General features: G+C 61.9%; 22 protein-coding genes and 1 pseudogene. 15 read left to right on the top strand and 8 right to left on the bottom strand.

Annotated features, from left to right (window positions below; all coding sequences use genetic code 11):
* Positions 1-2: 2 nt before the first annotated feature.
* Genes XI04_RS33745 through XI04_RS33725 form a run of 5 tightly spaced genes read left to right on the top strand, consistent with a single transcriptional unit; the run spans position 3 to position 3,631 of the window.
* Positions 3-620, top strand: coding sequence for a flavin reductase family protein (locus tag XI04_RS33745; RefSeq protein WP_028140754.1), 618 nt, complete (start codon positions 3-5; stop codon positions 618-620).
* 44 nt (positions 621-664) lie between these two features.
* Positions 665-1,525 (top strand): fumarylacetoacetate hydrolase family protein, encoded by an 861-nt coding sequence (locus tag XI04_RS33740; protein ID WP_271610202.1) that lies wholly within the window; start codon positions 665-667, stop codon positions 1,523-1,525.
* Between the two features lie 3 nt (positions 1,526-1,528).
* Complete coding sequence (gene hpaH / locus XI04_RS33735) at positions 1,529-2,332, top strand: 2-oxo-hept-4-ene-1,7-dioate hydratase (protein ID WP_271610201.1); 804 nt, start codon at positions 1,529-1,531, stop codon at positions 2,330-2,332.
* Positions 2,333-2,357: 25 nt separating this feature from the next.
* A complete protein-coding gene (locus XI04_RS33730; RefSeq protein WP_028140751.1) occupies positions 2,358-2,744 on the top strand; it encodes a RidA family protein in 387 nt (128 codons plus the stop codon).
* 11 nt (positions 2,745-2,755) lie between these two features.
* Positions 2,756-3,631, top strand: a complete 876-nt coding sequence (locus tag XI04_RS33725; protein ID WP_271610200.1) for an amidohydrolase family protein — start codon at positions 2,756-2,758, stop codon at positions 3,629-3,631.
* Positions 3,632-3,717: 86 nt separating this feature from the next.
* Here XI04_RS33725 and XI04_RS33720 read toward each other — a convergent pair whose 3' ends face one another.
* Positions 3,718-4,725, bottom strand: coding sequence for an LLM class flavin-dependent oxidoreductase (locus XI04_RS33720; RefSeq protein ID WP_038972209.1), 1,008 nt, complete (start codon positions 4,723-4,725; stop codon positions 3,718-3,720).
* 423 nt (positions 4,726-5,148) lie between these two features.
* Between XI04_RS33720 and XI04_RS33715 the strand changes: the two genes are divergently transcribed.
* The 3 genes from XI04_RS33715 (at position 5,149) to XI04_RS33705 (ending at position 6,947) form a co-directional block, all read left to right on the top strand.
* Positions 5,149-5,637 (top strand): twin-arginine translocation pathway signal, encoded by a 489-nt coding sequence (locus XI04_RS33715; RefSeq protein WP_028140748.1) that lies wholly within the window; start codon positions 5,149-5,151, stop codon positions 5,635-5,637.
* Positions 5,638-5,649: 12 nt separating this feature from the next.
* Positions 5,650-6,288 (top strand): ferric reductase-like transmembrane domain-containing protein, encoded by a 639-nt coding sequence (locus XI04_RS33710; protein ID WP_038972207.1) that lies wholly within the window; start codon positions 5,650-5,652, stop codon positions 6,286-6,288.
* 182 nt (positions 6,289-6,470) lie between these two features.
* Positions 6,471-6,947 (top strand): cyclic nucleotide-binding domain-containing protein, encoded by a 477-nt coding sequence (locus XI04_RS33705; RefSeq protein ID WP_038972206.1) that lies wholly within the window; start codon positions 6,471-6,473, stop codon positions 6,945-6,947.
* A 947-nt stretch (positions 6,948-7,894) separates the two neighbouring features.
* Here XI04_RS33705 and XI04_RS33700 read toward each other — a convergent pair.
* Entirely contained in the window at positions 7,895-8,245 is a 351-nt protein-coding gene (locus XI04_RS33700; RefSeq protein WP_028140745.1) for a RidA family protein, read from the bottom strand.
* Between the two features lie 277 nt (positions 8,246-8,522).
* Between XI04_RS33700 and XI04_RS33695 the strand changes: the two genes are divergently transcribed.
* From XI04_RS33695 to XI04_RS33665, 7 genes are all read left to right on the top strand, one after another.
* Positions 8,523-9,743 carry a tyrosine-type recombinase/integrase gene (locus XI04_RS33695; RefSeq protein ID WP_271610199.1) on the top strand — a complete coding sequence of 407 codons (1,221 nt, stop codon included), beginning with the start codon at positions 8,523-8,525 and terminating at the stop codon, positions 9,741-9,743.
* Positions 9,744-10,312: 569 nt separating this feature from the next.
* On the top strand, positions 10,313-10,864 hold the full coding sequence (locus XI04_RS33690; RefSeq protein WP_271593807.1) for a hypothetical protein: 552 nt from the start codon (positions 10,313-10,315) through the stop codon (positions 10,862-10,864).
* Positions 10,861-14,688 carry a hypothetical protein gene (locus tag XI04_RS33685; protein ID WP_271610198.1) on the top strand — a complete coding sequence of 1,276 codons (3,828 nt, stop codon included), beginning with the start codon at positions 10,861-10,863 and terminating at the stop codon, positions 14,686-14,688. The genes XI04_RS33690 and XI04_RS33685 overlap by 4 nt, the downstream gene beginning before the upstream one ends.
* Before the next feature lie 90 nt (positions 14,689-14,778).
* Positions 14,779-15,087 (top strand): hypothetical protein, encoded by a 309-nt coding sequence (locus XI04_RS33680; protein ID WP_271611425.1) that lies wholly within the window; start codon positions 14,779-14,781, stop codon positions 15,085-15,087.
* Positions 15,088-15,214: 127 nt separating this feature from the next.
* The gene (locus XI04_RS33675) at positions 15,215-16,171 is read left to right on the top strand and encodes a hypothetical protein (RefSeq protein WP_271610196.1); all 957 of its coding nucleotides are present in this window, start codon (positions 15,215-15,217) and stop codon (positions 16,169-16,171) included.
* Positions 16,172-16,490: 319 nt separating this feature from the next.
* Positions 16,491-16,712 carry a hypothetical protein gene (locus tag XI04_RS33670; protein ID WP_271610195.1) on the top strand — a complete coding sequence of 74 codons (222 nt, stop codon included), beginning with the start codon at positions 16,491-16,493 and terminating at the stop codon, positions 16,710-16,712.
* A 51-nt stretch (positions 16,713-16,763) separates the two neighbouring features.
* Entirely contained in the window at positions 16,764-17,171 is a 408-nt protein-coding gene (locus XI04_RS33665; protein WP_271610194.1) for a hypothetical protein, read from the top strand.
* Positions 17,172-17,301: 130 nt separating this feature from the next.
* On the opposite strand, the gene XI04_RS33660 is transcribed toward XI04_RS33665, so the two are convergent.
* The 6 genes and pseudogenes from XI04_RS33660 to XI04_RS33630 all read right to left on the bottom strand — a co-directional run bounded on the left by XI04_RS33660 (position 17,302) and on the right by XI04_RS33630 (position 23,986).
* Positions 17,302-17,886 (bottom strand): ATP-dependent DNA ligase, encoded by a 585-nt coding sequence (locus tag XI04_RS33660; protein WP_442868731.1) that lies wholly within the window; start codon positions 17,884-17,886, stop codon positions 17,302-17,304.
* Between the two features lie 909 nt (positions 17,887-18,795).
* The gene (locus XI04_RS33655; RefSeq protein ID WP_271610193.1) at positions 18,796-19,020 is read right to left on the bottom strand and encodes a hypothetical protein; all 225 of its coding nucleotides are present in this window, start codon (positions 19,018-19,020) and stop codon (positions 18,796-18,798) included.
* Positions 19,021-20,119: 1,099 nt separating this feature from the next.
* Positions 20,120-20,672: pseudogene (locus XI04_RS33645) on the bottom strand (GAF domain-containing protein).
* Positions 20,673-20,984: 312 nt separating this feature from the next.
* Positions 20,985-21,707 carry an SOS response-associated peptidase gene (locus XI04_RS33640; protein WP_271610190.1) on the bottom strand — a complete coding sequence of 241 codons (723 nt, stop codon included), beginning with the start codon at positions 21,705-21,707 and terminating at the stop codon, positions 20,985-20,987.
* Positions 21,708-21,766: 59 nt separating this feature from the next.
* Positions 21,767-21,967, bottom strand: coding sequence for a hypothetical protein (locus tag XI04_RS33635; protein ID WP_271610189.1), 201 nt, complete (start codon positions 21,965-21,967; stop codon positions 21,767-21,769).
* 366 nt (positions 21,968-22,333) lie between these two features.
* Positions 22,334-23,986 (bottom strand): recombinase family protein, encoded by a 1,653-nt coding sequence (locus tag XI04_RS33630; protein ID WP_271610188.1) that lies wholly within the window; start codon positions 23,984-23,986, stop codon positions 22,334-22,336.
* Positions 23,987-23,997 lie beyond the last annotated feature (11 nt).

Raw genomic sequence — 23,997 nt, 5'->3', positions numbered from 1 at the left:
CGATGCGGATCGATCCCACCGAGCTCGGCGCCGAGCGCATCTACCGCCTGATGACCGGCATCGTGGTGCCGCGTCCGATCGCCTGGGTGACCAGTCTGTCAGCCACGGGCGTGCTCAACCTCGCGCCGTTCAGCGCCTTCACCTTCGTCTCGCAGAAGCCGCCGATGCTCGCCATCAGCGTCGGCCGCAAGGGCGCCGACTACAAGGACACCGCGCACAACATCCTCGACACCGAGGAATACGTCATCCACATCGCCGATACGCCGCTGATGTCGGCGGTGCACGACTCATCGGTCGAGCATCCGCCTGAAATCAGTGAGGTCGAGCATCTCGGCCTGGAGACGATTCCGAGCGAGCGCATCAAGGTGCCGCGGCTTGCCGCCGCGCCGGCGGCGATGGAATGCCGCTTCCGCCAGTGCCTCGAGTTCGGCGAGGCCAAGAGCCGGCTGATCGTCGGTGAGGTCGTGATGTTCCATTTGCGCGACGGCCTCGTGAACGACGGCAAGGTCGAGACCAAGGCGCTCGACCCGATCGCGCGCATCGGCGGTCCCCGTTACGCCCGCCTCGGCGAGATCGTGACGCTGAACACCGTATTTCAGACGCCCAAATCGAAAGACTGAGCGCGCCGCCAGCCGCGCTGCCCGATACAAATTGGAGAACGACCATGCGACTCCTGAGCTATCTCGTGGACGGAGAGCCGCGCTACGGCGCGGCCGTCGCTGACGGCGTGATCGATCTGACCAGGCGGATCGGCCGCGACTTCTCCGACGTGAAGGCGCTGATCGCGGCCAACGCGCTGTCCGATGCGCAGGAAGCGATCGCGGGCGCGACGCCGGACTATGCGCTCGACGATCTCGTCCTGCTGCCGCCGGTGCTGGCGCCGGAAAAGCTCTGGTGCATCGGCGTCAACTACGCCGAGCGCAATGCGGAATATAAAGACAATTCGGACCTGCCCAAATATCCGAGCCTGTTCGTGCGCAGTATGTCGTCGATGACGGGCTCCGGCCAGCCGCTCGAGAAGCCCAAGGTTTCGGATCAGCTCGACTATGAAGGCGAGCTCGTCATCGTGATCGGGCAGGGCGGTCGTCATATCCCGCGCGAGAAGGCGTGGGGGCACATCTTCGGCATGACGCTGTGCAACGAGGGCACGATTCGCGACTGGCTGCGGCACGGCAAGTTCAATGTCACGCAAGGCAAGAATTTCGACCGCTCCGGCAGCATCGGCCCGTGGATCGTCACGTCGGACGAACTCGACCCGCGCGGCCCGCATGACATCACCACGCGCGTCAATGGCGAGGTGCGGCAGCAGGACACCACCGAGCGGCTGATGTTCCCGTTCGATTATCTGATCTCCTATCTCTCGACCTTCGCGACGCTGAAGCCCGGCGACATGATCGTGACCGGCACGCCGACGGGGGCGGGTGTTCGCTTCGATCCGCCGCGCTGGCTGAAGGTTGGCGACGTCGTCGAGGTCGAGTCCAGCCGCATCGGCATGCTGCGCAACACCGTCGCGGCGGAGCAGTAGACCATGCTCGATGCCGCCACGATCGAACGGCTCGCCGCGCGCCTGGATGAAGCCGAGCGCACCAAGACGCTGATCCCGATGTTCACGAAGGACTATCCCGATTTCGCCATCGAGGATGCCTACGCCGTCCAGCGCGCCTGGACCAAGCTGCAGCTCGGCCGCGGCCGCATCATCAAGGGCCACAAGATCGGCCTGACCTCGAAGGCGATGCAGAATGCGGTCGGCATCAGCGAGCCGGATTACGGCGTGCTGTTCGCCGACATGTTCTATGCCGACGCCACGCCGATTCCGTTCGATCGCTTCCACGCGCCGCGGATCGAGGTCGAGCTCGCCTTCGTGCTGAAGGCGCCGCTGCGCGGTCCCGACTGCACCATCTTCGACGTGCTCAACGCCACCGACTACGTCACGCCGGCGCTGGAGATTCTTGAAACGCGCATGCACCGCGTCGATCCCGAGACCGGCAAGACGCGAAAGGTCATGGACACGATCTCGGACAACGCGGCGAATGCGGCGCTGGTGCTCGGCGGCCGGCCGTTCCGCCCGCTCGATGCGGATCTGCGCTGGATCGGCGCGCTTCTGTTCCGCAACGGCGAGGTCGAGGAAACCGGGCTTGCTGCCGGCGTGCTCAATCACCCCGCCAACGGCATCGCCTGGCTCGCCAACCGCCTCGCGCCGCATGACGAGCATCTCAAGGCCGGCGAAGTCGTGTTGGCGGGCTCGTTCACGCGCCCCGTCGACATCCGCCGCGGCGACACCTTCCATGCCGACTACGGTCCGTTCGGCTCGGTGTCGTGCCAGTTCGTCTGAAGCAGTAAGCAAAAGGGAGCGCAGCATGACACGGCGCAAGAGCATCCACATCGGCGGCTTCAAGCACGTCAATCCGATTCCGAACGCCTGCCGCATCGGCAATCTCGTGATGTCCGGCGTCATCCTCGGCCGCGATCCCGCGACCAACGCGATGCCCGAGAGCCTGGATGCCCAATGCGCCAACATGTTCGCGCATATGAAGGCGATCGTGGAAGCCGCCGGCGGCAGCACCGACGACATCATCAAGATGACGGTCTGGCTGAAGGACCGCGGCAACCGCGGGCCCATCAATGTCGAGTGGCTGAAGATGTTTCCGGACGAGCATTCGCGCCCGGCACGTCACGCGCTGCCGATGGACAATATGGACGGCGGCGCGCTGGTGCAGTGCGACTTCACCGCCGTGATCGACTGAAGGAGCATCGCATGCCGACCTATTTGCCGTTCGATCCCAATCCGTGCCGCCCGGTCAAGGCCCCGCCGCCAAAGACCGTCGACAGCCAGTTTCATGTGCTGGGGCCCATCGACAAATATCCGGAGCGCCCCGGTGCGGCCTATCGGATGCCGACTGCGACCTGGGAGGCTGCGCTGCGCGTGCACAAGACGCTCGGCATCGAGCGCGGCATCATCGTGCAGACCACGACCTACGGTGCCGACCACGCCGTCGTGCTCGACGGGCTCAAAGCGATGGGTCCGAACTATCGCGGCTGTGCCAATGCGCTGGTGTTCGCGGAAGCGAGCGACTCCTATCTTTCCAAGCTGCATGATGCCGGCGTGCGCGGCGCGCGCTTCAGCTTCCGCCAGGAGCTCGGCGCCGTGCTGTCGGAAGCCGATTTCGCCCGTGCGATCGCCCGCATCCGCGAGCTCGGCTGGTACGTCAAGATCCAGCCGGAGAAGGACGGCATCGTCTCCAGCGTCGCCAAATACGAGAATCTCGACGTGCCCGTGCTGATCGATCACATGGCGCGCCCTGACCCCGAGGCCGGCAAGAACGATCCGAACCTGCGCAAGATGCTGGAGCTGCTCGAGAAGGGCAACTTCTGGGTCATGCTGTCACTCGGCGAGAAGACCTCGAAGGCCGGCCCGCCCTACGACGACGTGATCCCGATCGCGCGCGCCTATATCGAGGCCGCCGTCGACCGCTGCGTCTGGGCCAGCGACTGGCCGCACCCGGTCTCCGTGAAGCAGCCGCCCAACGACGCCGATCTGCTCGAGCTGATGTACCGCTACGCGCCCGACCAGACGGAGCTGGAGAAGATTCTCGTCCACAATCCGGCAATGCTGTTCGGCTTTTCGGATTAGAATTCGAGTTGTCGCCACAAACGCGGTGCACTCCCTCCCCCGCCGGCGGGAGAGGGCGCACTTCTGGCGGGGGCGCTCGATCGCGCTCACGCCGCCGGCTGTTGCGCCAGCCGATCGCGCACCTGCGCCGCGATCTCGAACGAGCGCAGCCGCGCGGTGTGGTCGTAGATCTGCCCGGTGGTGATCAGCTCGTCCGCGCCGGTATCAGTGATCAGCGCCTTCAGCTTCGCTTCGACCACATCAGGCGAGCCGACCGCGGAGCAGGACAGCGATTGGCCGACCATGGCCTTTTCCGCCGGCGACCACAGCGCATCCATGTCGTCCACAGGCGGCGGCAGCGGGCCGGGCGTGCCGCGGCGCAAATTGATGAACTGCTGCTGCAGCGAGGAGAACATCCGCTGCGCCTCCGCGTCGCTATCGGCCGCGAACACGTTGACGCCGACCATCGCATAGGGCTTGTCGAGCTGCGCTGACGGCTCGAAGCGCGCGCGATATTCGCGCAGCGCCGGCATCATCATCTGCGGCGCGAAATGCGAGGCGAAGGCGAACGGCAGCCCGAGCATTGCGGCAAGCTGCGCGCCAAACGTGCTCGATCCCAAAATCCAGAGCGGCACCTTCGTTCCCATGCCGGGCACGGCGCGGATCGCCTGGTTCGGCTGCACATCGCCAAGCAGCGCCTGCAATTCCAGCACGTCATGCGGAAAATTCTCCGATGCCGTCGCAAGGTCGCGCCGCATCGCCCGCGCGGTGAACTGGTCGGTGCCCGGCGCCCGCCCGAGCCCGAGATCGATCCGCCCGGGATAGAGCGATTCCAGCGTGCCGAACTGCTCGGCGATGACCAGCGGCGAATGGTTCGGCAGCATGACCCCGCCGGAGCCGACGCGGATCGTCTTCGTTCCGCCCGCGATATGCCCGATCACCACCGACGTCGCCGCGCTCGCGATGCCCGTCATGTTGTGATGCTCGGCGAGCCAGAACCGCTTGAAGCCCCAGCCCTCCGCATGCCGGGCGAGATCGAGCGAATTGCGGAACGCCTGCGCGGCGTCGCTGCCCTGGCAGATCGGCGCGAGGTCGAGCACGGAGAAGGGGATCATGGGGAGGGTACCGGTGGGAAGAAGCTGTGCCACCACATGTAGTGTCCGTGGGCAGGAAGGGTAGAGCACTTGCGAAACCCATCATCCTTCGCCGTCGAACGAGCCAGATGGGTTTCGCTCCGCTTGACCCATTCTGCGAAGCTGTTCGAGCGGCCGCGCGCTCGTTCACAACACTGTTATTGCGACCCGTTGCGCCCTTCGCCGCAACTGGGCGTTTCAGGCCTGGTGTTATATGGTTTGCGCAGCCATTGCCCGGTAGTCGCGTGTCCCGGACGCGGTGCAGCGTGAAACGCTGCTCCGCAGAGCCGGAACCGATCTGGCCAGGCCCGGCTCTGCAGCTCATCACTGCGTGCTGCACCGCGTCCGGGGCACGAGAAATCATCGCACGGCGCGCGATCGCGCCGACCGCCCGGAGGAACTGACATGACCACGGTCGTATTCAATCGCCGCAATCTCCTCGTCGCCGGTGGCTCCGTTCTGGCGGCCGGCGCTTCCGGCCTCCTGCTGCCGGCCCGTGCGGCAGGCCTCGCGCCGACCGAAACGATGTCGGGCGGCGCCAACAACTACCGCAAGGGCGCGGCGATCGTGGATCGGATCGGCAAGGGTGGTTTCTGGATGAGCGGCACCGTGCGCCGCGCCGGCGACGGCGCTCCGCTCGCGGGGCAGCGTATCCAGATCTGGGCGCACACGACCGAAGGCCAGGAGCACGAGCCGCAGAGCCACGGCGCCACGCTCACCGACAAGGACGGCAAGTTCCGGCTCGAGATGCCGCAGATCATTCCGATCTTCGGCCAGCCGCATGGTCACCTCGCCTATGACAGCGGCGAATTCAAAACCGTCTTTCTGCGGCCGGTGATGCGCAGCGCCAAGGAAACCAGCCTCGAGGCGCACTTCGTCCTGCAGCCGGCCTGATCGGGCCAGCGAATGACGGGGTGGAGATCGGCCCGGGCGATCCTGATCTGGGTTGCCCTCGCCTTGGCCATCGGCGTGCCGATCGCTGCCGCTGCGACAAGCGAGCAGCTCGCATGGCGCGGTCCGGTCTACATTCTCGCCGGCTTCGCCGGGATCATCGCGCTCGGTCTCGTGCTGGTTCAGCCTCTGCTGATCGGCGGATATCTGCCTCCACTGTCGGCCTATCGCGGACGGCGTGCCCATCACTGGATCGGCGGCGCGCTGGCCTTCGCGGTGCTGATCCACGTCGCCGGCCTCTGGATCACCAGTCCGCCCGACATGATCGACGCGCTGACCTTCTCATCGCCGACGCCATTCTCGCCCTTCGGCGTGACCGCGATGTGGGCCATCTTCATCGTTGCGCTGCTGGCGTCCCTGCGCCGGCGGTTGGAGCTGCGACCGCGCACCTGGCGCATCATTCATATTCCCCTCGCGATCGTCATCGTCGCGGGCAGCGTGGTCCACTGCCTCCTGATCGAGGGAACGATGGAGACGATCTCGAAGGCCGTGCTGTGCGCGGCCGTCCTCGCGGCGACGATCAAAGCCATGATCGACCTGCAGGTGTGGCGAAAGCGAAGGGAACTGCGCGGGGAGAGCGCTGCGCGGCAGTGAGCGGCGGATTTGCGAGGCATTGCGAGGAGCTCGCGACAAAATTGCGAAGCAATTTTGCGCCGATGCGACCAAGCAATCCAGACTGTCGCTGCGGACCGATTCTGGATTGCTTCGCTACACTCGCAATGACGGAACACGCCGCACTGCTTGCCGCAGATAGCGGCGGGGCGTATCCTAGCGCAATGGTTGTCACGGCCCCCGATCTGGAAGCGTTCCTGCTCGCGACGCCGTTCTTCGGCGGTCTTCCGGAGCCAGGTCTCGACCTGCTGATGTCGATGCTGGTCGAGCGCCGATTCGACGCGGGCGCAACCGTCGTGGCGGAGGGCGAGCCGGGCCGCTCGCTGTTCATCGTCAAATCCGGTCGGCTCGCGGTGAACAAACGGACGAATGCAGGCAGCGTCATCCCGATTTCCGTGCTGGAGCGCGGCGACTTCTTCGGCGAGATGACGCTGATCGAAATGCAAAATCGCTCGGCAACGGTTGTCGCGGAGGCACCGACGGTGCTGTACGAACTGACCGCCCAAAATCTCTACGCCTGCTACAAGGCCGACATCCACGCCTATGTGATCGTGCTGCAGAACATCAACCGCGAACTGTGTCGACGGCTGCGTCGGGCAGATGATCGGTTTGCGAGGCGTGCTGCGGGTAACGACAATTGATCGTGCGTAGGATGGGTAGAGCCCTTGCGAAACCCATCATGTTTCGTCACCGCCTCGAAAGGACTTGATGGGTTTGGCTTCCGCCTTCGCTGATTGAGCCACGGCGCCGGCTACAGCAACGCCATCGCGTGCAGCGAGTTTCTATGAAAGCCGAAGGCAACGATGCCGGAGAGAAGCAACGCAATCCCAGTCACGATCAGGCAACACGCAAACACTATCCAAGCCTCTGGTTCGTCATCCACGGCAAACACGATAATAGATAAAACTTTACCGACAATCGAAAGGAAGGATTAACCTTACCAGCGCGCCCAATCGCGACCCGTCGGGCAAAACACCCCAGACCCCGTCAACCCCTCCTCGCAAAAATATTCCACTTTACCGAAATTCGGATTCGCGGCATATTCCCGCCATCCCGACCCGATGGAGAGGGGCGATCGTACGTCGCAACGAACGTGGGCTGGGGTGCGGTGGACGCGGCTGCGTCGGGCACGGGAAGGCGGGACCAGGGCGGGTGAACCTCGTGAGGTCCTTCTCCGTGTGACGAACGGCGCTGCTGCGTACGGCTAAACCATGTGGTCCTGGCTGTCGTTGCTACAGCCAAGCTTTCGCGAAGATGCATCGGCCAACCGGACGCGGTGCGTCGGTTTTCGCGAGGTGACGGAGGCCAGAGGGAACTCGGCTCCGGGGAGAGCAGGCATAGGCCGTCAACCCATCGCGCAGGGAAGGCCGGGTGTTTTCCGGCCCACCTGTTTTCCGCCTGCGCATTTGCGTGTGCAAATTCTTCGCGCAGCGGGTCATGGGTGCCAGCCGGCACCCGGTCTTCCCTGCGCCCTCTTCAAGGAAGAGGGTCAAGGAATACAGCAAAACTCGGACGCTTCGCGCCGCGAGAACGTTGCTTGATGTGCGAACACTGGAATGACCGAGCGCTCTCGCCTCGCCCGTGTAGATCAGCGGCGGGCGGCGATCGCCGTCAGCTCCAGCTTGACGCCCGGGCCGAGATCCGCAACGCCAACGGCCGCACGTGCCGGCAGGTGGTCCGCGGTGAAATTGCGCTTCCACACCTGATTGAACGCCGCCTTGTCGGCGAGATCAGCCATAAAGATCGTCACCTGCAGAACGCAGGAGAGATCGGAGCCGGCCCCATCGAGCAGAGTCTTCAACTGGCGCAGCACATCGTCGGCCTGGCCCGCCATATCGAGCCCCGCATTTTCAGGGACGATGCCGCCGAGATAGAGCACGCCATTATGCTCGACGATTTCGTGGAGCAGTCCTTCATAGGGCAGGGAACGTGTGATCACGATCGCATCCGTGGGTGTTGCGGGCTCGCTGCCAAATGGGGCTGCCAAGTGGAGGGCTCGCTTCAATGGGGAAAAATGGTGCTGCCAGACAGGATTGAACTGTCGACCTCTCCATTACCAAAAGTGTGCTTGATCTACTAGTGATTCCGCGCAAGCCCGCGCATCTCCGAAAGCGCTGGGCAATCAGTGACTTCCGTGAGACACTAGCCCGACGTAGCCCGCTTGAGCCCGCAATTGCGTGATTCCGGGGTGCTTCCGGTGGATAGGGGCAAAGAAAATGCAGAACCGCGTCAATCTCACGGAAGAGCGCATCAAGGCGCTCAAGCCAGAAGAGGGCCGGGAAGTCGTTCTTTGGGACTCTGAGGTGCGTGGCTTTGGAGTTCGCTGCTGGCCATCGGGCCGCAAGCTTTTCATCCTGCTGTACCGGGCCGGCGGCGGAGGTCGGAAGGCGCCGCAACGGCGCATGACGCTGGGTGAGGTCGGCTCCGTGCGATTGGCCGATGCCAGGACGGCCGCGCGCAAGTTTGCCGGCCAGATTGCTGGCGGCCTCGACCCCCAAAGTCAACGTAAAGAGGCCTTGCGCCGCGATGCGGCGCGCCTGGACCGGGCCATCGATGCATACGAAGAGCATCTTAAAGGCCGGCATGTCGTCAACACCGTGCACATAATCTCGCTTCTCCGGCGCGAGCTCCTAGGACCGCTGGGGAAGGTTGACGTCCAGACGATAGATAGACAATCCGTTGCGAACCAGGTTGCCAAGCTCGAGGAGCGAAAGAAGCCCGGGGCCGCGCAAGATCTTCGTTCCAAAGCCGCGACGTTCCTGAACTGGTGCGTCAATCGGGGCCTGCTGCACGCAAACCCGCTGGCCGGGTGGCGCCGCGATCGCAAGACGCGAGCTCAGTTCACGTCGCGGACCGGTCGGGCGATTCCCGAGGCCGAGCTCAAACATATCTGGCGAGGCTGTAGCGCGGTTTCGGCGCCGTACGGTGACTATGTGCGGATCCTGTTGCTGTTGGGCCAGAGGCGGAAAGAAACCGCCTTGATGAGGAGATCCGACGTCGACTTCGTCAAAGGCGTGTGGACCATTCCAGGCCCCCAAACTAAAAACGGTCGAGAGCATCGCGTCCCGCTACCGCCGTTCGCCATGGCGATTCTGCAGCGTCAAAAGAAGTGGGCGAAGAGCGACTACGTTTTTGCGGGCGCCGGCGGCAAGCGCATGACGGGCTGGTCAAAAAGGCAGCCCGACCTAGTCAAAAAGTGCGGGGTGCCGTTTCATCTGCACGATTGCCGGCGCACTTTCCGATCGGGACTTTCCGCCGCCGGCGTAGAGGAGGAGGTCGCTGAAATGATGCTCAACCACACGCGCGAAGAGCTCTTAGAAACATACGATCGCGAACCGCGATGGAAAGAGCGCGTCGATGCGGCAGACCGCTGGGCCAAATACGTCGCGCGAGTTGTTGACGACGCGATGGTCACAGATCTCGCCGCGAGTGCGTGACGTTGAATTCCACGCTCGGGCGCTGAATTCCGAGTTCAAAAGTCCCCTTGTCGATCGTGTTTTGTCGATATTGTCGATTTTAGCGAGGTGACGTTTTCAACATCGCAGGGGATATTCCCGCCATATCACCTCTTTAGGAGAAACTGGCCCCATGGATGCGACAAATGACCCCCGCTTCTGATCCCGTCACTGGAAAGCTGACACTCGAGGCCGCGCGTCGGCTAGGACGCGACGCGCTTCTGACCAGAGTAGAGGCCGCCGAAGTTCTCCGGATAAGTTATCGAACGCTTGAGCGATATGACTCGCTGGGAAGCGGCCCCAAGCCTACCAAGATTGGGCCGCGTCGCGTTGCCTACACCGTCGGCGCCCTGCTTGATTTCGCGGGCGTCGCGGCCTGAGTGGTCGCCGCGATCTGCAACGTAATCTGCCCGCGGCCTCGGTCGCGCTCATTCCAGTCTCACATTTCATTCGGCAGTCCTCCCCAACCAAGTCCCTCGCGGTTCGGTCGAAGCACTTCGGCCCCCGCACAGCGTGTCCAGCGCTGAACGAGGGCCGAAGGAATGCTTTGAATGAGCGTACAGTCTACCACGCGACGCGTGGGTTTTCCAGCGCATCTGATGTCGACGGATGAAGGCAACTACCACGCGCCTTGGCGCGACCAGGCGCCCTGGCCCGGCCGATCAATGCTGAAAGTTTACGAGCCGCCGCCGGACGCATGTTCGTCGGATTTGGACGAGCACGCAAGCAGCGTCATTCTTTACCTGGGACCTGGGGTGCGCGTCACCACTGCGACGAAGCGCCTTTTCCATCAGTACGTCGCCAAGGCGCTTCCCGACCGCGTCGAAATCGAATTCTCGAGCCCAGCCTGCGGGCTATCCACCCCAAGCGCTTTCAAATCGTCGGCCGTAGAGTGGGCTCTTGGCGAATGCGACGAAGTCTTGATTGCTGTCGATCATGAGCGCGGGCTGGCAACGGGCGAGGCGCACCGCGTTCTGGCACTAAAGCAAGTCGTGTTTCGTTGTCGGGAGCGGGAAGTCGACGTCTGGGTCGGCTATCTGAAACCACGCCTTAAGGGAAGGCATCGGCTTACCGTCATCCATCTCGCCGCGGGCCGCGCATGACGGCTGACAACGTGACGGTTCTAACCTCGCTTAGCCGGCCGCTGACAAAGACGATCGTCAGAGGCAGCGCCGGCGCGATCGAGACGCGCACTCAGCAGAACGTCAAGTTTTATAGGGGCGAGGAGTTCAGCGTTTCGGGCTTGCGCGCTTTGGCCGATCTTCTCGAAAGCGTCTCGGCGGATCCGCACAAGTGCGTTGTCCGTGGGGCAATCGGCCCCGGCATCGACCGCGAGCGGATGCTGCGCCGCAAGTTTCCAAAGGATGATGGGCCAGCAACATTGGTCGAGGAGCCCCGCCGGTGGATCCTGTTCGATATCGATGGCGTTGCATTGCCTGACGATTTCGATCCGTTGGCAAGCCCTGCGGATACCGTGAAATTGGTGCGCGCCAAGCTGCCGCGCTGTTTTCACGATGTTGGTTGTTGGTACCAATTCACTGGCAGCGCGGGCATCAAGCCTGGCCTTCACATTCGGCTAGGTTTTTGGCTCGATCGCCGGCTCGGTGAAACAGAATTGAAGCGCTGGCTCGGTCAAAAAGTGCCAGAGCCCGGGAAGGCCGCAAAAGCATGGTTTCGTGAATTTCCCGTCGATCCGGCGGTATTCACCACCGTTCAGCCGATCTATGTAGCGGCGCCGATAGTTGAGGAAGGCGCTCAAGATCCATTGGCCGGTCGATGTGCGCGATCCGGTCTGATCGAGGGCACTTCGGACACTGTAGCCGTCCCGCGCTTCGACGACGCGCGCCCGGTTGAACGGAACGTTGCCTTGGGCGCGCCGGGCGGGGCCGTCGGTGCGACGTTTTCGGAGTGTTTGGCGGCAATCGGCGACCACGAAGGCGGCGCCGGCTGCCATGGCGCTCTGAAACACTGCGTGGCGGTGTATTGGCGCCGGCACGGGTCCAACGCGAGCGCCGAGAAGCTGAAGCGGCTGCTTTCTGATAGGGTTGCCGCCGCGGAGTGGGACGCTGCAACTCATCCGCCGGCCTATCTCCGAATGGAGCTCGATCGCATCGACACGCTTATCGATTCGGTGCGAGGCCAACAGCGCGTGTCGGAAGAAGCCGAGGAGGAGCGCCGCTCGCGAGCGTCGTGTCCTTGGCCGGACAAGGGAATGCCCCTGGCGGAGGCGCAGCCGTCTCTGCAAGCGGCCGTCGCGCGCTTTTTCGACGAGGCCGTGCCAAAGGGGCTCGCCGACGGCGGGGCATACGAAGACGCCCTTGAGGCGCACCGCGCGGCTGCGGGGGAGCTTTCGGCCGAGGTCGATTTTGGTGAATTAGACCCGGAGAGTATCTTTGCATCCGATGCCGAACCCACACCGCCAGAATACGCTCAGTGGGGCATCAAGATAACGCCCGGCGCTGGAAAGACTCACACCACGATCGGGCGGATTGTCCGCTATGTGAAGGAAACCGGCAGCGGCGTTGTTTTTGCCGTGCCGACGCACTCCAAAGCCGAAGAGATCGAAGCCGACATCAACCGGCTCGCAGGAGAAACGTTGGCGGCCACATGGCGCGGCATCGATCGAGAAGATCCAGCGCGGCCCGGCGTGAAGCTCTGTCGGCGCGGCGAATTGGTCAAGGCGGTGGTCAAGTCGTCCGGCTCAATAAACGACGTCTGCGGTTCTCCGAGCCGGGGCTTCTGCCCCTTCCGTGGCGATTGTGGCTACCGACAGCAAGCCGACATGACGCCGCGCGTGTGGGTCACGACGCATGCGGCCCTGGCGACGAAACCTCAAGGTTCGATGAAAGAAGCCGTTGCCTTGATCGTCGACGAGGCTCTGACCTTGGGTAGCGCTCGCGAAGATGACTTGCCGCTCTCCGACTTCTCCACGTCTCGTGCGAAACATGCGCGCCTTGAGGGCTGGTTACAGCGGGCCGTGGCCGCCGTGGAGCGGGTAGCGCCCGGCAGCTACCTGCCGCGGGCCTCGTTCGAGGCCGAAGGGTTTGGTGACGCCACTTGCGCGGCCGTGAGAGCTGGGGAAGCCTACGGTTACACCCCCGTAGCCAAGGCTTTCGACCCTCGCGCGGACGACGACACGATCCAGGCGATTATTGAGCCAGTCACCGCTTCAAACGGATTGGTACGCGTCCGACAGGCCTTCTGGCAAAACCTTGGCGAATTGCTGGTGGGCGAAGAAATCTCTTCAGCACGCATGAAGCTGTTGGCGGGCGACACGCAGGCAATCCGTATCGTGACCCCGCCGCGGCCGCATCCCGATTGGCTCGAGCGGCCAGTTCTCCATTTGGACGCAACGCTCAACGAAACGGTCGCCTCGAATTGGCTTCCCCGGTTCGAATTGATTGCGGACATCCGGGTCGAGAGGGGAGAAGGCGTTTCTGTCCATCAGGTCGTCGACCAAGCGGTGAGCTACGGCAAAGTAGTTCCTGGCGCCGGCGGCGATCAAAGCCCGCAAAAGCGATCTTCCCAAGAGACTTACGCGCAAAAGATCATGCGCGCGCTCGAAGTGAAGGCCGCGGAAGACCGTGTGTCGGGCGGGAAGACGGGTGTAATCGCTCCAAAGAGCCTAGAGGAGTACCTGGAACAGACCTGGAGCGAGTGGAAAACGCGCCCTTCTAATTTGATCCTGAATCACTACGGAAACATTCGAGGGATGAACAACCTTGAGGACTGCTTGCGCGCGATCTTGATTTCGCGCACTGAGCCGCAGCCGCGAGAGGTTGAGCGCGCGGCGCGCGTGGAATTCGGGCGAAATCCCGCCACGTCAATAGGCACCGGTTTCTATCCCACCCGCGTCATCGCGTTGCGAAGCACTGGCAACGCCGTCGCCTCAATCGAGCAACCGTATCATCCAGACCGGCGGGCCGACGCCATCCTCGAGCAAGTCCGCGACGCTGAGGTGACCCAGGCCGTACACCGCGCGCGGCCGGTGCGGCGCTGCAAAGACCGCCCCCTAACCATCGAGATTGTGGCAGGGGTTCCGGTCGACATCACGGTCGACAGCACCAGGACGTTTGACGAGTGGCTGGAGATCGCTCCGACCCGGCTTTTGGCAGCGCGTGGGTTCTGGCCGGTCAGCTGGGAAGGAAAACAGGCGGCTTTGGCGGATCTTTTTCCGACCCCCACAGCCGTCCGCCGCTGGTTTGAGAAGAATCCGACCGAAATGGCCCCGCGCGAGGCGGTCGATGCCATGCTGGCGGCGAAAGGTGCCCTTCTTCCTTATAGAGAGATTCTTATAAGGGCGGAGGGCACGTTACGGCTGGTCGAGTTCTGGCCCCTGTACAGGTACAAAATCAAAGGCTCAAGGCGGTCGCATCTGATCGCGGTCGATCCAGCTTTGCATCCCGACGCTGCGCTGGCGTGGTCGGCTAAGCTCGGCAAGGTCCTGGAGCTATTCGAGCCGGCGGGCACCGAGATCGAACCTCCCGCCGCCGAAACCTGCCCTGCGCTCCTCCTGCGCTTGCCCCGGGCTCCGTCGATCGTGTCCGACATCTTCGGCACCGATCGCCGTGACCCTGCCGCGGCGCCGTTCCCTGCGGCTCCCCTGCATGTGAGAACGGCAGCCGGAGACGTCCGCTTCTGGCCGGCTGCGGACGATGGCCGCCCCCTCCTGGCGCGCACGCTTCCCCTGCCCCGACCGGCGCCCCGGGCTGAGCCTGTCCTTACTGTCGAGAGCATCTGCGATCACCTCGGCATCTCACGATTCGCGTTGCGGAACCACATGGGTAAATCGCGCTTTCGGCGGCTAATCGGTCCCGACCGCGAGCGCGCGGCTATTCAATGGATGACCCTCAAGGTAGGTCGCGAGCAGTTCATCACCGCCGTAAGGAAGCTGGCCGAGCAAATGCGCGAAGGCGAACGAGGGTGAGCACCGCGGACGGGAAGGCAGGAGCACTCCTCTCGTTGCGCGCTACCCGGTGGACGCCATGCTGGAGCGATCAGAGTGGGGAGGCAGACGATGCAGCGCAATATTGCAAGGGTAGTTGCCGCGGTTACAGCAGCATGGACGCTGTGCACGACGCCGGCGATGTCGAACGAGAAGGCCGGCGCTGTGGTTCGCCGGCTCACAGATGCCTGCGTTGGCACGATCATCGCCAATGGCGGCCTTGAAAAGCTCGTCCGGTCCGGGATGACTGCGACGGTCGTTTGCAGTTGCGCGGCCGAGATCGAGGTTGCCCGCGGCACCTTCGCTAGGGAAGGGCTCGACGCCTGGGCAGTGCAACCGCAGTTCAAGGAAACGTTGGTGCGTTGTGCGGGAGCTCAGTGAAAAGTTACAGCCACAGCGGCGCCAATCCGAAGTAGCCCGCATCGCCAAACTCAGTTCCGCGAATGCAGCCTGAAGCGTCGCAGTAAACCCAACAAAATCGCGCAAATCGATAAACGGATCATCTCGAATGACCTCTGACAATTCAGCTGCTGTCATCTCGCTCCATCAAGATCCACCGAAGTCAAAGGCGATGACCGGCGCCGAGCGGGCAAAGGCTTACCGGGATCGAAAAAGAACGAAGGCCCCCGCCGGCGCCGTCGCGCCCCGAATGCCCGCACGGGCTGCCGCGAACGTCCAATCCAAGGTCTCGCCGCCGGACGCGCTTCCGGCGCCCGCTGAGGCCCTGACGCCGCCGACCGTAACGACCGATCGCGCAACGCCCGTGACGCCGGCGGCCGCGACACCGCTCATTTCCCCGCCCGTCACGCCGTCACGGCTTAACCTTGCATCCGCAATCCTCATGGTAGCAGCTGTGGCTCTGGCTGGCGTGGGAGTGGCGGTCAACGGATGGTTTGCTCGGTCTCTTGGCTCGAGCGATGCCGCGGGTTGGCTCTTCCTGGCCCTTGGCATGGCCGCCGATCTCATAGCGCTCGGGATGCCGTCTTGTGCCGCCAACCTATGGCAGATCGGGCGCCGCGGGAGCGCACTGCTCGGCTGGGCTCTTTGGCTCCTGACGTTCGTCTTTGTCGTAACGGCGGGCCTCGGCTTCGCGTCGACGAACATCAGTGACGTGACGCTTGCGCGCGCGTCGCGCGTCACGCCGGTCGTTACTGGCGCGCAGGCCGCGCTTTCTGATGCGATGGCCGCCCGAGACCGCGAATGCAAAGGTGGGGTGGGGAAGTTTTGCCGCGAGCGCGAAGCGACCGTCTTGGAGCGACGGCAAGCCCTGGAGACCGCGGTCGCAGCCATTGGTCGGGCAGCAGATCCACAAACGGATGCCGCAGTAAAACTCGTCGCGTGGGCAACCTTCGGTTCGCTCCGGCCCGCCTCGGAGGACTTTGCCATGCTTCGGCTCGTGCTCCTGGCGCTACTCCCGCAAGTCGGAGGGTTGCTGATGCTGGTCGCGCGCCGCTCTGTGCGGTGATGACTTCCGCGCAAAAGAAGACTCGCTGACCTTAGTCGTAAGCCGAAAGCACCGCGGGTTGCCGAACCACAATGGCTTTGAGACCTGAGCAAGGTTTAGAGCCCAGCACTGCTCCGCCGGGTGTCCCCCAGATCCCAACGCAGATAATTGGTCGAGCCTCGACCAAGCTGTGGCGATCGTCAGGGACGTTGGACAAGCCATTACACCGTCCCGTGCGCATGATGCAGAGCAATAGAAGGTGTCTCACTGGCGATTGGGTCAGTTAGGAACGAGCGCTCGCATTCCACATTGCTTGTGATGTGCAATCGGGAGTCTGAGCATGGCAGTGCAAATCGTGATGGATCATAGCGGCGACAGCCGGCACTTCTTCGACAACTCCAATGCAGAAGCGTTGGTAGAGGCGGAGAGGCTTTTTGTGCAATTTACCAACAAAGGCTATACCGCGGCGGTGCGGAAGGGGCCCGGTGAGGTAACCAGGATCACCGCGTTCGATCCGGCCGCCGAAGAGACATTGTTTTTCCCGCGGCTCGTGGGCGGGTGAGGACCAGTGAAGAGAGGGTTTGGTCGCATCGGCCCGCGGACTTTTCGGAGCATGGCTGTTGGTACGCTTTATCAAGCAGCAAAGGAGGAGAAAACGGTTCAGGCTCGCGCGCTGCGACTGCTGCGTTCTTGGCTTTCGCCCCAGCAAAGGCTCGAGTTCGAGAGGAAGGGGTACTTCGACGTCGTGGGGTGCGATACCGGAAAGCGGTACCGCATCCGGCGGGGCACGTCCGGCAACGTCAACGAGATCGACGAATATGGGCGGCTCGGCACAGGCTGGTGCTTCGTCCCGTTGGGTAGCTTGGTCGAGGGCGATGTCATGTTAGCTCAGAAAGTAGCTCTTGAGACGGACGAGGAACGCGCCTTGAGCATCGCCAATCGCTTCCCCGGGCCGATCAGATGGCGCCGACCCGGTACTCGCCCCTCAGAGGGGAGAATTGCGCTCGGACGCCCTGAATAGTTGAGGGCGCCCGACCGTGCAGTAGGACGGCTGTCTCCAAGGGCGCCCCTTGCAGGAGACAAATGTCAGGCGGGTATTGCGGCGACGGGTGGGCTGGAAGCATTCTTTTGATCTGCTGCGGTCGAGACCGCTAAAGCTCGCGCCCCGTCGCGGGATGGCACCTGTTCTTCACTTTGATCCAGTGCTTCTGCCGACCTCCGCGGTATGGCCGATCGCGATGTTTGGACACGAGCCCTTCGAGACCCATGCGGCATGCCGCGCGGAATAAATCAGGCCCGATCTCGCCGCGTTCGAACGGCGCCAGCGTGATCTCGTCTGGGCGCCGCGCCAATAGGCGCTCGAGGCTTGCCTTGCGGAGGTGCAGAGGCAGGCCGCGCAGGTCGTCGCCGCCCATCGCAAGAATATCGAAGGCGTAGAGTTGGACTTCGTGATCGTGCTTGCGAGAGTGCAGCGCGTTGAAGTCCGAAACGCCGTCAACGCCGAGAATCACGGCCTCGCCATCGATCACGAAGCGCTTCTGCCGGTTCTTCAGCGCCGCCTCAGCAATCCAACGATAACGCTTCGTCCAGTCGGTGCCGTTTCGGGAGAGAAGGCGCACGCGTTCGTCCTCCCGGATAACCAGCATCCGGTAGCCGTCGTGCTTCACTTCATGAATCCAGTCCGGCCCGTTCGGGACCTGCTTGCTGGCGGTAGCCAGGCAGAGCTCGTACGCCATACGCATCGGCCGAAGATAAGATTTCGCGTAGCGTTTACGAGTCGGGAACAAGCGGCAATTCTCTGCTCCGGTGTCCCAAGAGCCCCCTGAAACCGGAGCAAACCCCAACGGCCTCAGCTCCCGCCGAGCTGAGGCCGTTCATTATAATTTACGCTGGCAACTGTCCCGCGCGTCTCGAAGTAGAACGCTGCCGGGCTCGAAATGAATGTCCCGGCAGCATTTATTCTCCAACTGAGCGCTGAAATCCCAGTGCACCTAGCCTAGCAATGACCGTGCCATAGGTTTGTGACAGGAAATAGCAAACGGCCTCGAGCAGTCCGGGGCTGGCTCGGATGCTGAGGCCGTTCGGCGCAGCCCGCAACCAAGCGCGCGTTGCATATTTTCCCAATCGTGGCCGGATTCGCAAGGAATACTTGGACCAACTGTACATTATTGCTGCCGGTTCACGCTGGCGGGCCTTAGTCGGATTTAGAGGGCGGCTTATCCGAGGGCGAAGAAGCAAGCGAACGTAGCACTTGTTCGGCTTGCTCCTTGGTCAAACCGGCCGCCCAGGCGCTCCCCATCAGTGCGGGGCCTCTGCGTTCTCGATCGTAGACCATCCAACCCCTACCTCCCATTCGAATGAAAAATCGGCTGGGCGACGGTATTTCGTCAGGCAATTGAAGTTGCTCCCGATGTGCTCTGCACCTAGGGAGCGTATCAACTTCATTCGCGCGTGTCGGGAAAATATTGCAACGCAACCAAGATCCCCGGTCACGATTGAGTGCGAACTAGTGGCTTCGAGGCCCACAAAAATGGCCCCAGCTCCGGGGGGCAGGGTGCCGGAGCTGGGGCCTGCCGGGGTGCCCTAAGGGAAAGGGCGTCGGGAAAACTAGGCAGTCTGCCAAGCGTTCCCGGCCCTGCCTCAGGTCACCGGTCCTTGTCGGGTTTGCCGTTGGGGCTGCCGTCCCCGCCGCCATTGCCCCAGCCATTGTTGCCACGAGGGCCATGCTTCAAGCCGCCGCCGGAATGGGCGATGGCTGTGCTGGTCAGAGAAGTCGAAAGCAAGGCTGTTATCACAGGTGGCGTCACCACCGCGAATTTTCCGCAGGTCTTCAGAAATTCCCGCCGATCGTCATCTTCTTGGTCTGGCATCGCACCCTCCACGCGGATTTAATTATTTAATCCCATATTTAATAATTAAACAAGATAGTAGTTCAATCACGAAGTGTGACTGAGGGCGTCGCTAGCGGTCGGTTGAGTGCACTTGTGGACAGAACTCCCAACCGCGCGCGTGCGTTAAATGAGAACCAATTTTACCGGTCGGAGGATGTCATGACCGAGAGGCGCCGGGTCAAACAGACCCACTCTCTTGAAGACCGCCTAGCCGAAGAGGCCAAGAAACTTCGCGAGGATGCCAGACTGCTTCCACCAGGACCCGTAAGAGAGGAGATGTTGCGCCGGGCACGCCAATGCGAGACCGGGTCTCACATGAGCGAGTGGCTTCGTTCGCCTGGCTTACAGCCGCCGGAATAGTCTTCGGAACAACTGTTTAGTTTGATACTTAGGAACATCGACACGGCACGCAGTGATTCGATGCTCCAAATGATTTTGATAATGTCTGGGTTGGGGACCATGCTGCTCAGTAGCATAGTCCTCATATTCGAATGGCGCGCTAGTCGGCTACTGGCGCCTCAAGAGGCGATCAACCGTCAATTTGCCAATGGACGATAAGTAAGGGGCCACAGTTGGCAGCCTGGCTTCCTAGGAACTAGCAACAAGCATCAGGCTTGGTGCTGTGCTCCGGCTCCATGCCCCCGTGGGCCGGAGTAGTCCAACGGCCCCAGCCGCCGCCAAACTGCTGGGGCCGTTTTTTTGTGCAGGAACTATAAGCGCGCGAATGAATCGAGTGTGCAGCTTCCCTCAAATGGGGACTGCAATGCGTTACGTTGCATTCGCGGTAGATCTATCCGGTGTTGCTCGTGCAGTCTACGAGATCGATTGCCCGACCGACAAAGACGCGCAAGCTCGAGCCGAGAAATTCTTAGACGCCCATCCGTCCGTTGAGGTGTGGGACGGGCCTCGCAGAGTTGCCCGCCTGGTGCGTGAGAGTTCAGCTGATAACGGCGGCAGGGGATTGTCCGCAGTGCCTTGATTATCTCGGAATCAGCTTCTCGCTGTCGGTTTCAATCGCACATATGTCCCGCTCTCGTGAGTTCTTTCGGAATGGGCGTCAGTGGTCGCTTTGGCGGCTCTAGATGTCGACCATCAATTGGTTCGCCATTTCCTGTAAGCGGTCACGATCTCGCTCGGTGAACTCCCGCGGCTGAGGATCGATTACACAAAGGCAGCCTACAACGTGTCCGCAGCGGAACTCCTGCGTAGAAGCGAATCCCTCTCTCGAGCACACGTGGATCATCGGCGAAGCGCGGATCCTCCGTCACATTCTCACAAATCAGAATATCTCCTGCAGCGATCACATGCGCATCGAGGGACCCCTCGTGGTTGCCCTGGAGACCAGCTTGGACTTCCTGAGGAAGGCTGTCAGGCGCAGTTGGATGAGTATCATCGACCAAGGACACCAGCGCGATCGGAACGTTGAAGGCTTGCGCAACCTTTCTGGACGCCTCATCCAGGGCCTGAAGTTTCGAGGCATCCAAGCCAAGGCTGCGTAGCGCGCTGAGCTGCGCCCGCTCGGCATCAGCCGTAACCAGGGGCGCATCGCCGCGAGCTGCCGCCCGACCGATCCATGCTTCTACCTGCTCGGTGCAGGCTTGCAGAGATGCGAATGCGGCGTCGGCCGCCATCTGCCTCTTGAGATCTTCCGCCTGCTCCATTCCGGCAATCAAATTCCAGAAGCAGACGACAAGCTTTCACTTGGGGTGCCCGGCGACGCAGGCGACGAAAGACATAGCGGGCATAGACCTGCGGCTGGGGATGAACGAACACTTGGAGTGTCTGGGATATGCCCACCGAGGCGCTTCCTGAATGGCCCGGCCTCATACAGTACAGCAATCGCCCAGCCCCTTACCCTCCGGATCGCCGGCCGTCTTTGCTCCGTCAGGGATTTGCAATCCGCGGATATAGGATTTGTCCGCGATTCCGCAGCGTGCAAAAGGCTACCTCGCTGGTGCAGGATCCTCCTTCACGCCGCGGGCGACGATCCGCAGCGCCCCGTCCGGAAGCGGCCGCTGCAGCTTCAGGGCGTCGTCTGCAGGCGCGGTCATCCAAGTCTCTACCTCGTCGGGCGTCGTCAGGATCACCGGCATCGCCTTCGGGTGGACGGCGCCGACTTCGGCGTTCGGCTCTGTCGTCAGGAATGCGTAGAGGTCGTTGGTGGTCTCACCCTCCTTGACCTTCCGGACCGACGTCCAGTTAGTCCAGATGCCGGCAAAGCATAGGAGTGGCCGGGCCTCGTCTAGCGCGAACCAGATGTCGCCGCCTTCGGCCTTGTTGAACTCGCTGAAGCTATTGAAGGGCACCACGCAGCGGTTCTCCGGACCTAACCAACGCGTCCAATGCTTGGACTTCACGTTGCGAATGTTGGTCGTGCCGCTGTCCGGCTCCATCCGGAGCAATTCCTTGAAATCGACTGTCTTGCCCTTGGCGTGCAGCTTGTCGGCCCGCTTCTTCGTCGCGTCCATAAGCGCCTTCGACGATGACGGCATGCCCCAACGTGCAAGTGCGAGCTCGCGGCCATCGGCGCCGTTCCGGACGATCGGGGCCTCATAGTCAGGAAAAACACCTGGCATCGGCGCGAGGTTGCCGGCGTATCGATTGACGACGCGGAATACTGCCGAGATCGCGGCCTGGTTGGTCGTGATGCTGTAAAGATTGCACATTCTTCAAAAGGCCACTCAAGTGATGCTACGGATAGACGGCTGATATTCAGATTGGCGCGTTAGGCGCCGATACTCGATCCCTGTGCGTGCAGCTTGGTACGGTCGCCGGTCATTTCTTCAACGTAGTCGTCAATAGCCTTCATCAACTTATCGCGGTCGGCGCGGCCGTCTTTCCTGCCGAACACAAGATAGTGGCGCAGCCGACCCAGCTCGGCGAGGTCTGCTGCAACTGCCTCGGCCCGGGCGTCTTCCACGCGCAAGCGCATGCGCTCCCTGTGCCACGCCTTCGCTGCCGCCCTGTTCTCTGCTTTGGTCATGACGCAAGAATAGGAGCGAGTTGGAGAGGTGACCAGCCGCTGGGGCTTGCGTGTACACGCGGGTGGATCGCAATTGCTTGGTCAATACCGACAAAAGGGCAGTGGCGAAATTTTTTGAAATACCGAAATTCTGCTTGCTCCGTCGGGCAAAACAGTGGTTCATAAGGCGCTGGCTTTAATAGTGAGGACCAGCGTCAATGGCCGATGAGATCGACACATCTTCCGAGCTGTCAAAGATTGCAAAGCTCAACGGTGACTTTAAGAGGAACTACGGCACAGCTCTCGGTGCGTTCCTTTATTTGCGGTCTATCAGCGCTGTGCGTGGCCGCTCTTGGATTTGGGCGGGGTTACTCTCGGTTGCTTGCTCATCGGCGTTGGCGTGGCTCGGGAAAGCGTTTTCCTGGTTAGCCTCCTGGTGATCGCGCGAACGAGGGCGTCAGCCGTTTTGAAGCAAGTGATCTCGTGACGTTCGCGCGCCGCCTCTGAGAACCTTATGGTTCTCTTGACCTTGCCATCGGTAGGCAACAACACGTAATCGAGGATGTCCTTATTTTGTTCCGATAGTCGTATCGCGGCAATCCATCCTGCGGGCACATGCGAGTCGCACTGAATGGTCCAGTGTGGAGAATGCGTTTCCTCCTTTCGTGGTGTCCAGCGCGCCGCTCTGACAGAAACGCACGTGGTGCCGTTTACGCGCATTGAGTCTGTCCATCCTCCGGTGCTCGTCCGGCAGCCTGCGCGCCTAGCGGCACTTCTAATACGAGACGCGAGCATCGTCTTTTGCTCAGACCAGAGCGAACGCGATTCCAGAAATTCGTAGTTCCGTTTCGGAGTGTAGCCGAGCAACCGGTAAAGGTTGCGAATGCTGCCGAAATGGGTCTGACACGTTGCGACACAGGGTAAGCCCGGCGTGCGGTCTATGATGCTTATGCTTAGGCGACCCTTTTCAAGCAAAGTCCGGCGCAAACGAAGGATCATTTCTTCTTCAGATAAATCAACACGCCGTTCGTCGATGAATTTGTTGGCTCGCAAAAAGAGGTCGCGATCAACTATCGGCTCGAGGCAACCCTCCGCCCGGATCCATTGCTCAGGAGGATTATACGTGCGGGTTTGACGCAGCTTCCACGAGCGCCGGTTGAAGACCAGGTTACCTATGTAAGTTTCGTCCCTGAGAATGGATCCGACCATGACCCGGGTCCACGGTTTCCCTGTTCTGGTCGGCACCGCATTCTTGTTGAGCTCCCAGGCCACCACGGTTTCGCTTTTCACTTCCAGGAAGCGAGCGAATATCCATCTTACGATTGCCGCCTCTCGCGGGTCGCCTGGGCGCACTCGAATGTGGTCGGTCGTTAGATACTTGCGGTCACCGTTCTTCATGATTCCCTTTGATTGGTCCTTCTCATCAACAAGCTCTCGGACCAGCCCATAACCAACCTTGCCGCAAGGCTTGAAGCCGAGACGTGCGTACCGACACTGTCCGGCGTAGACCTTGGCGGAAAGTTCTCGGCTGTACTCGGCAGCCATTACTCTTTTGATGTTTTTGACGATGCTCGCCAGCATGCTGCCGTCGTTATCGAATTGTTCGGCACAGTAAGCGATCTTGATGCCGCTACGCTTACAGACAAATTCGTAATGTGCGCTTTCGTCCACGTCCTGAAAGCGGCCCCAGCGGCTCACATCGTAAACCAGGACGAAGCCAAAATCGGTCTCACCCGCCTGGACGTCTTCTAGGAGCTGGATGAGACCAGCTCGATTCTTGATGAGGAGGCCACTTTCCCCTTCGTCGCGATAGGTGCGGACGATCGTCAAGTTGTGCGCGTGGGCATAGGCGGCAATGACCGCCGCCTGGTTCTGAATTGAGTATTGCTGCCGCTCTGTCGACATCCGAACGTACTGAGCAGCTCGACGCATCTTTTGTGCCGTCGGAAACGTCGATTTTCGAACGACGAGTTCGTTGCCCATGGATGCCTCGG

It is taken from the genome of Bradyrhizobium sp. CCBAU 11430, from assembly GCF_028128855.1.
In the GTDB taxonomy this organism is placed as follows: domain Bacteria; phylum Pseudomonadota; class Alphaproteobacteria; order Rhizobiales; family Xanthobacteraceae; genus Bradyrhizobium; species Bradyrhizobium ottawaense.
The sequence above is the reverse complement of the archived record's forward strand: the minus strand, read 5'-3'. Positions and strand labels throughout refer to the sequence as shown.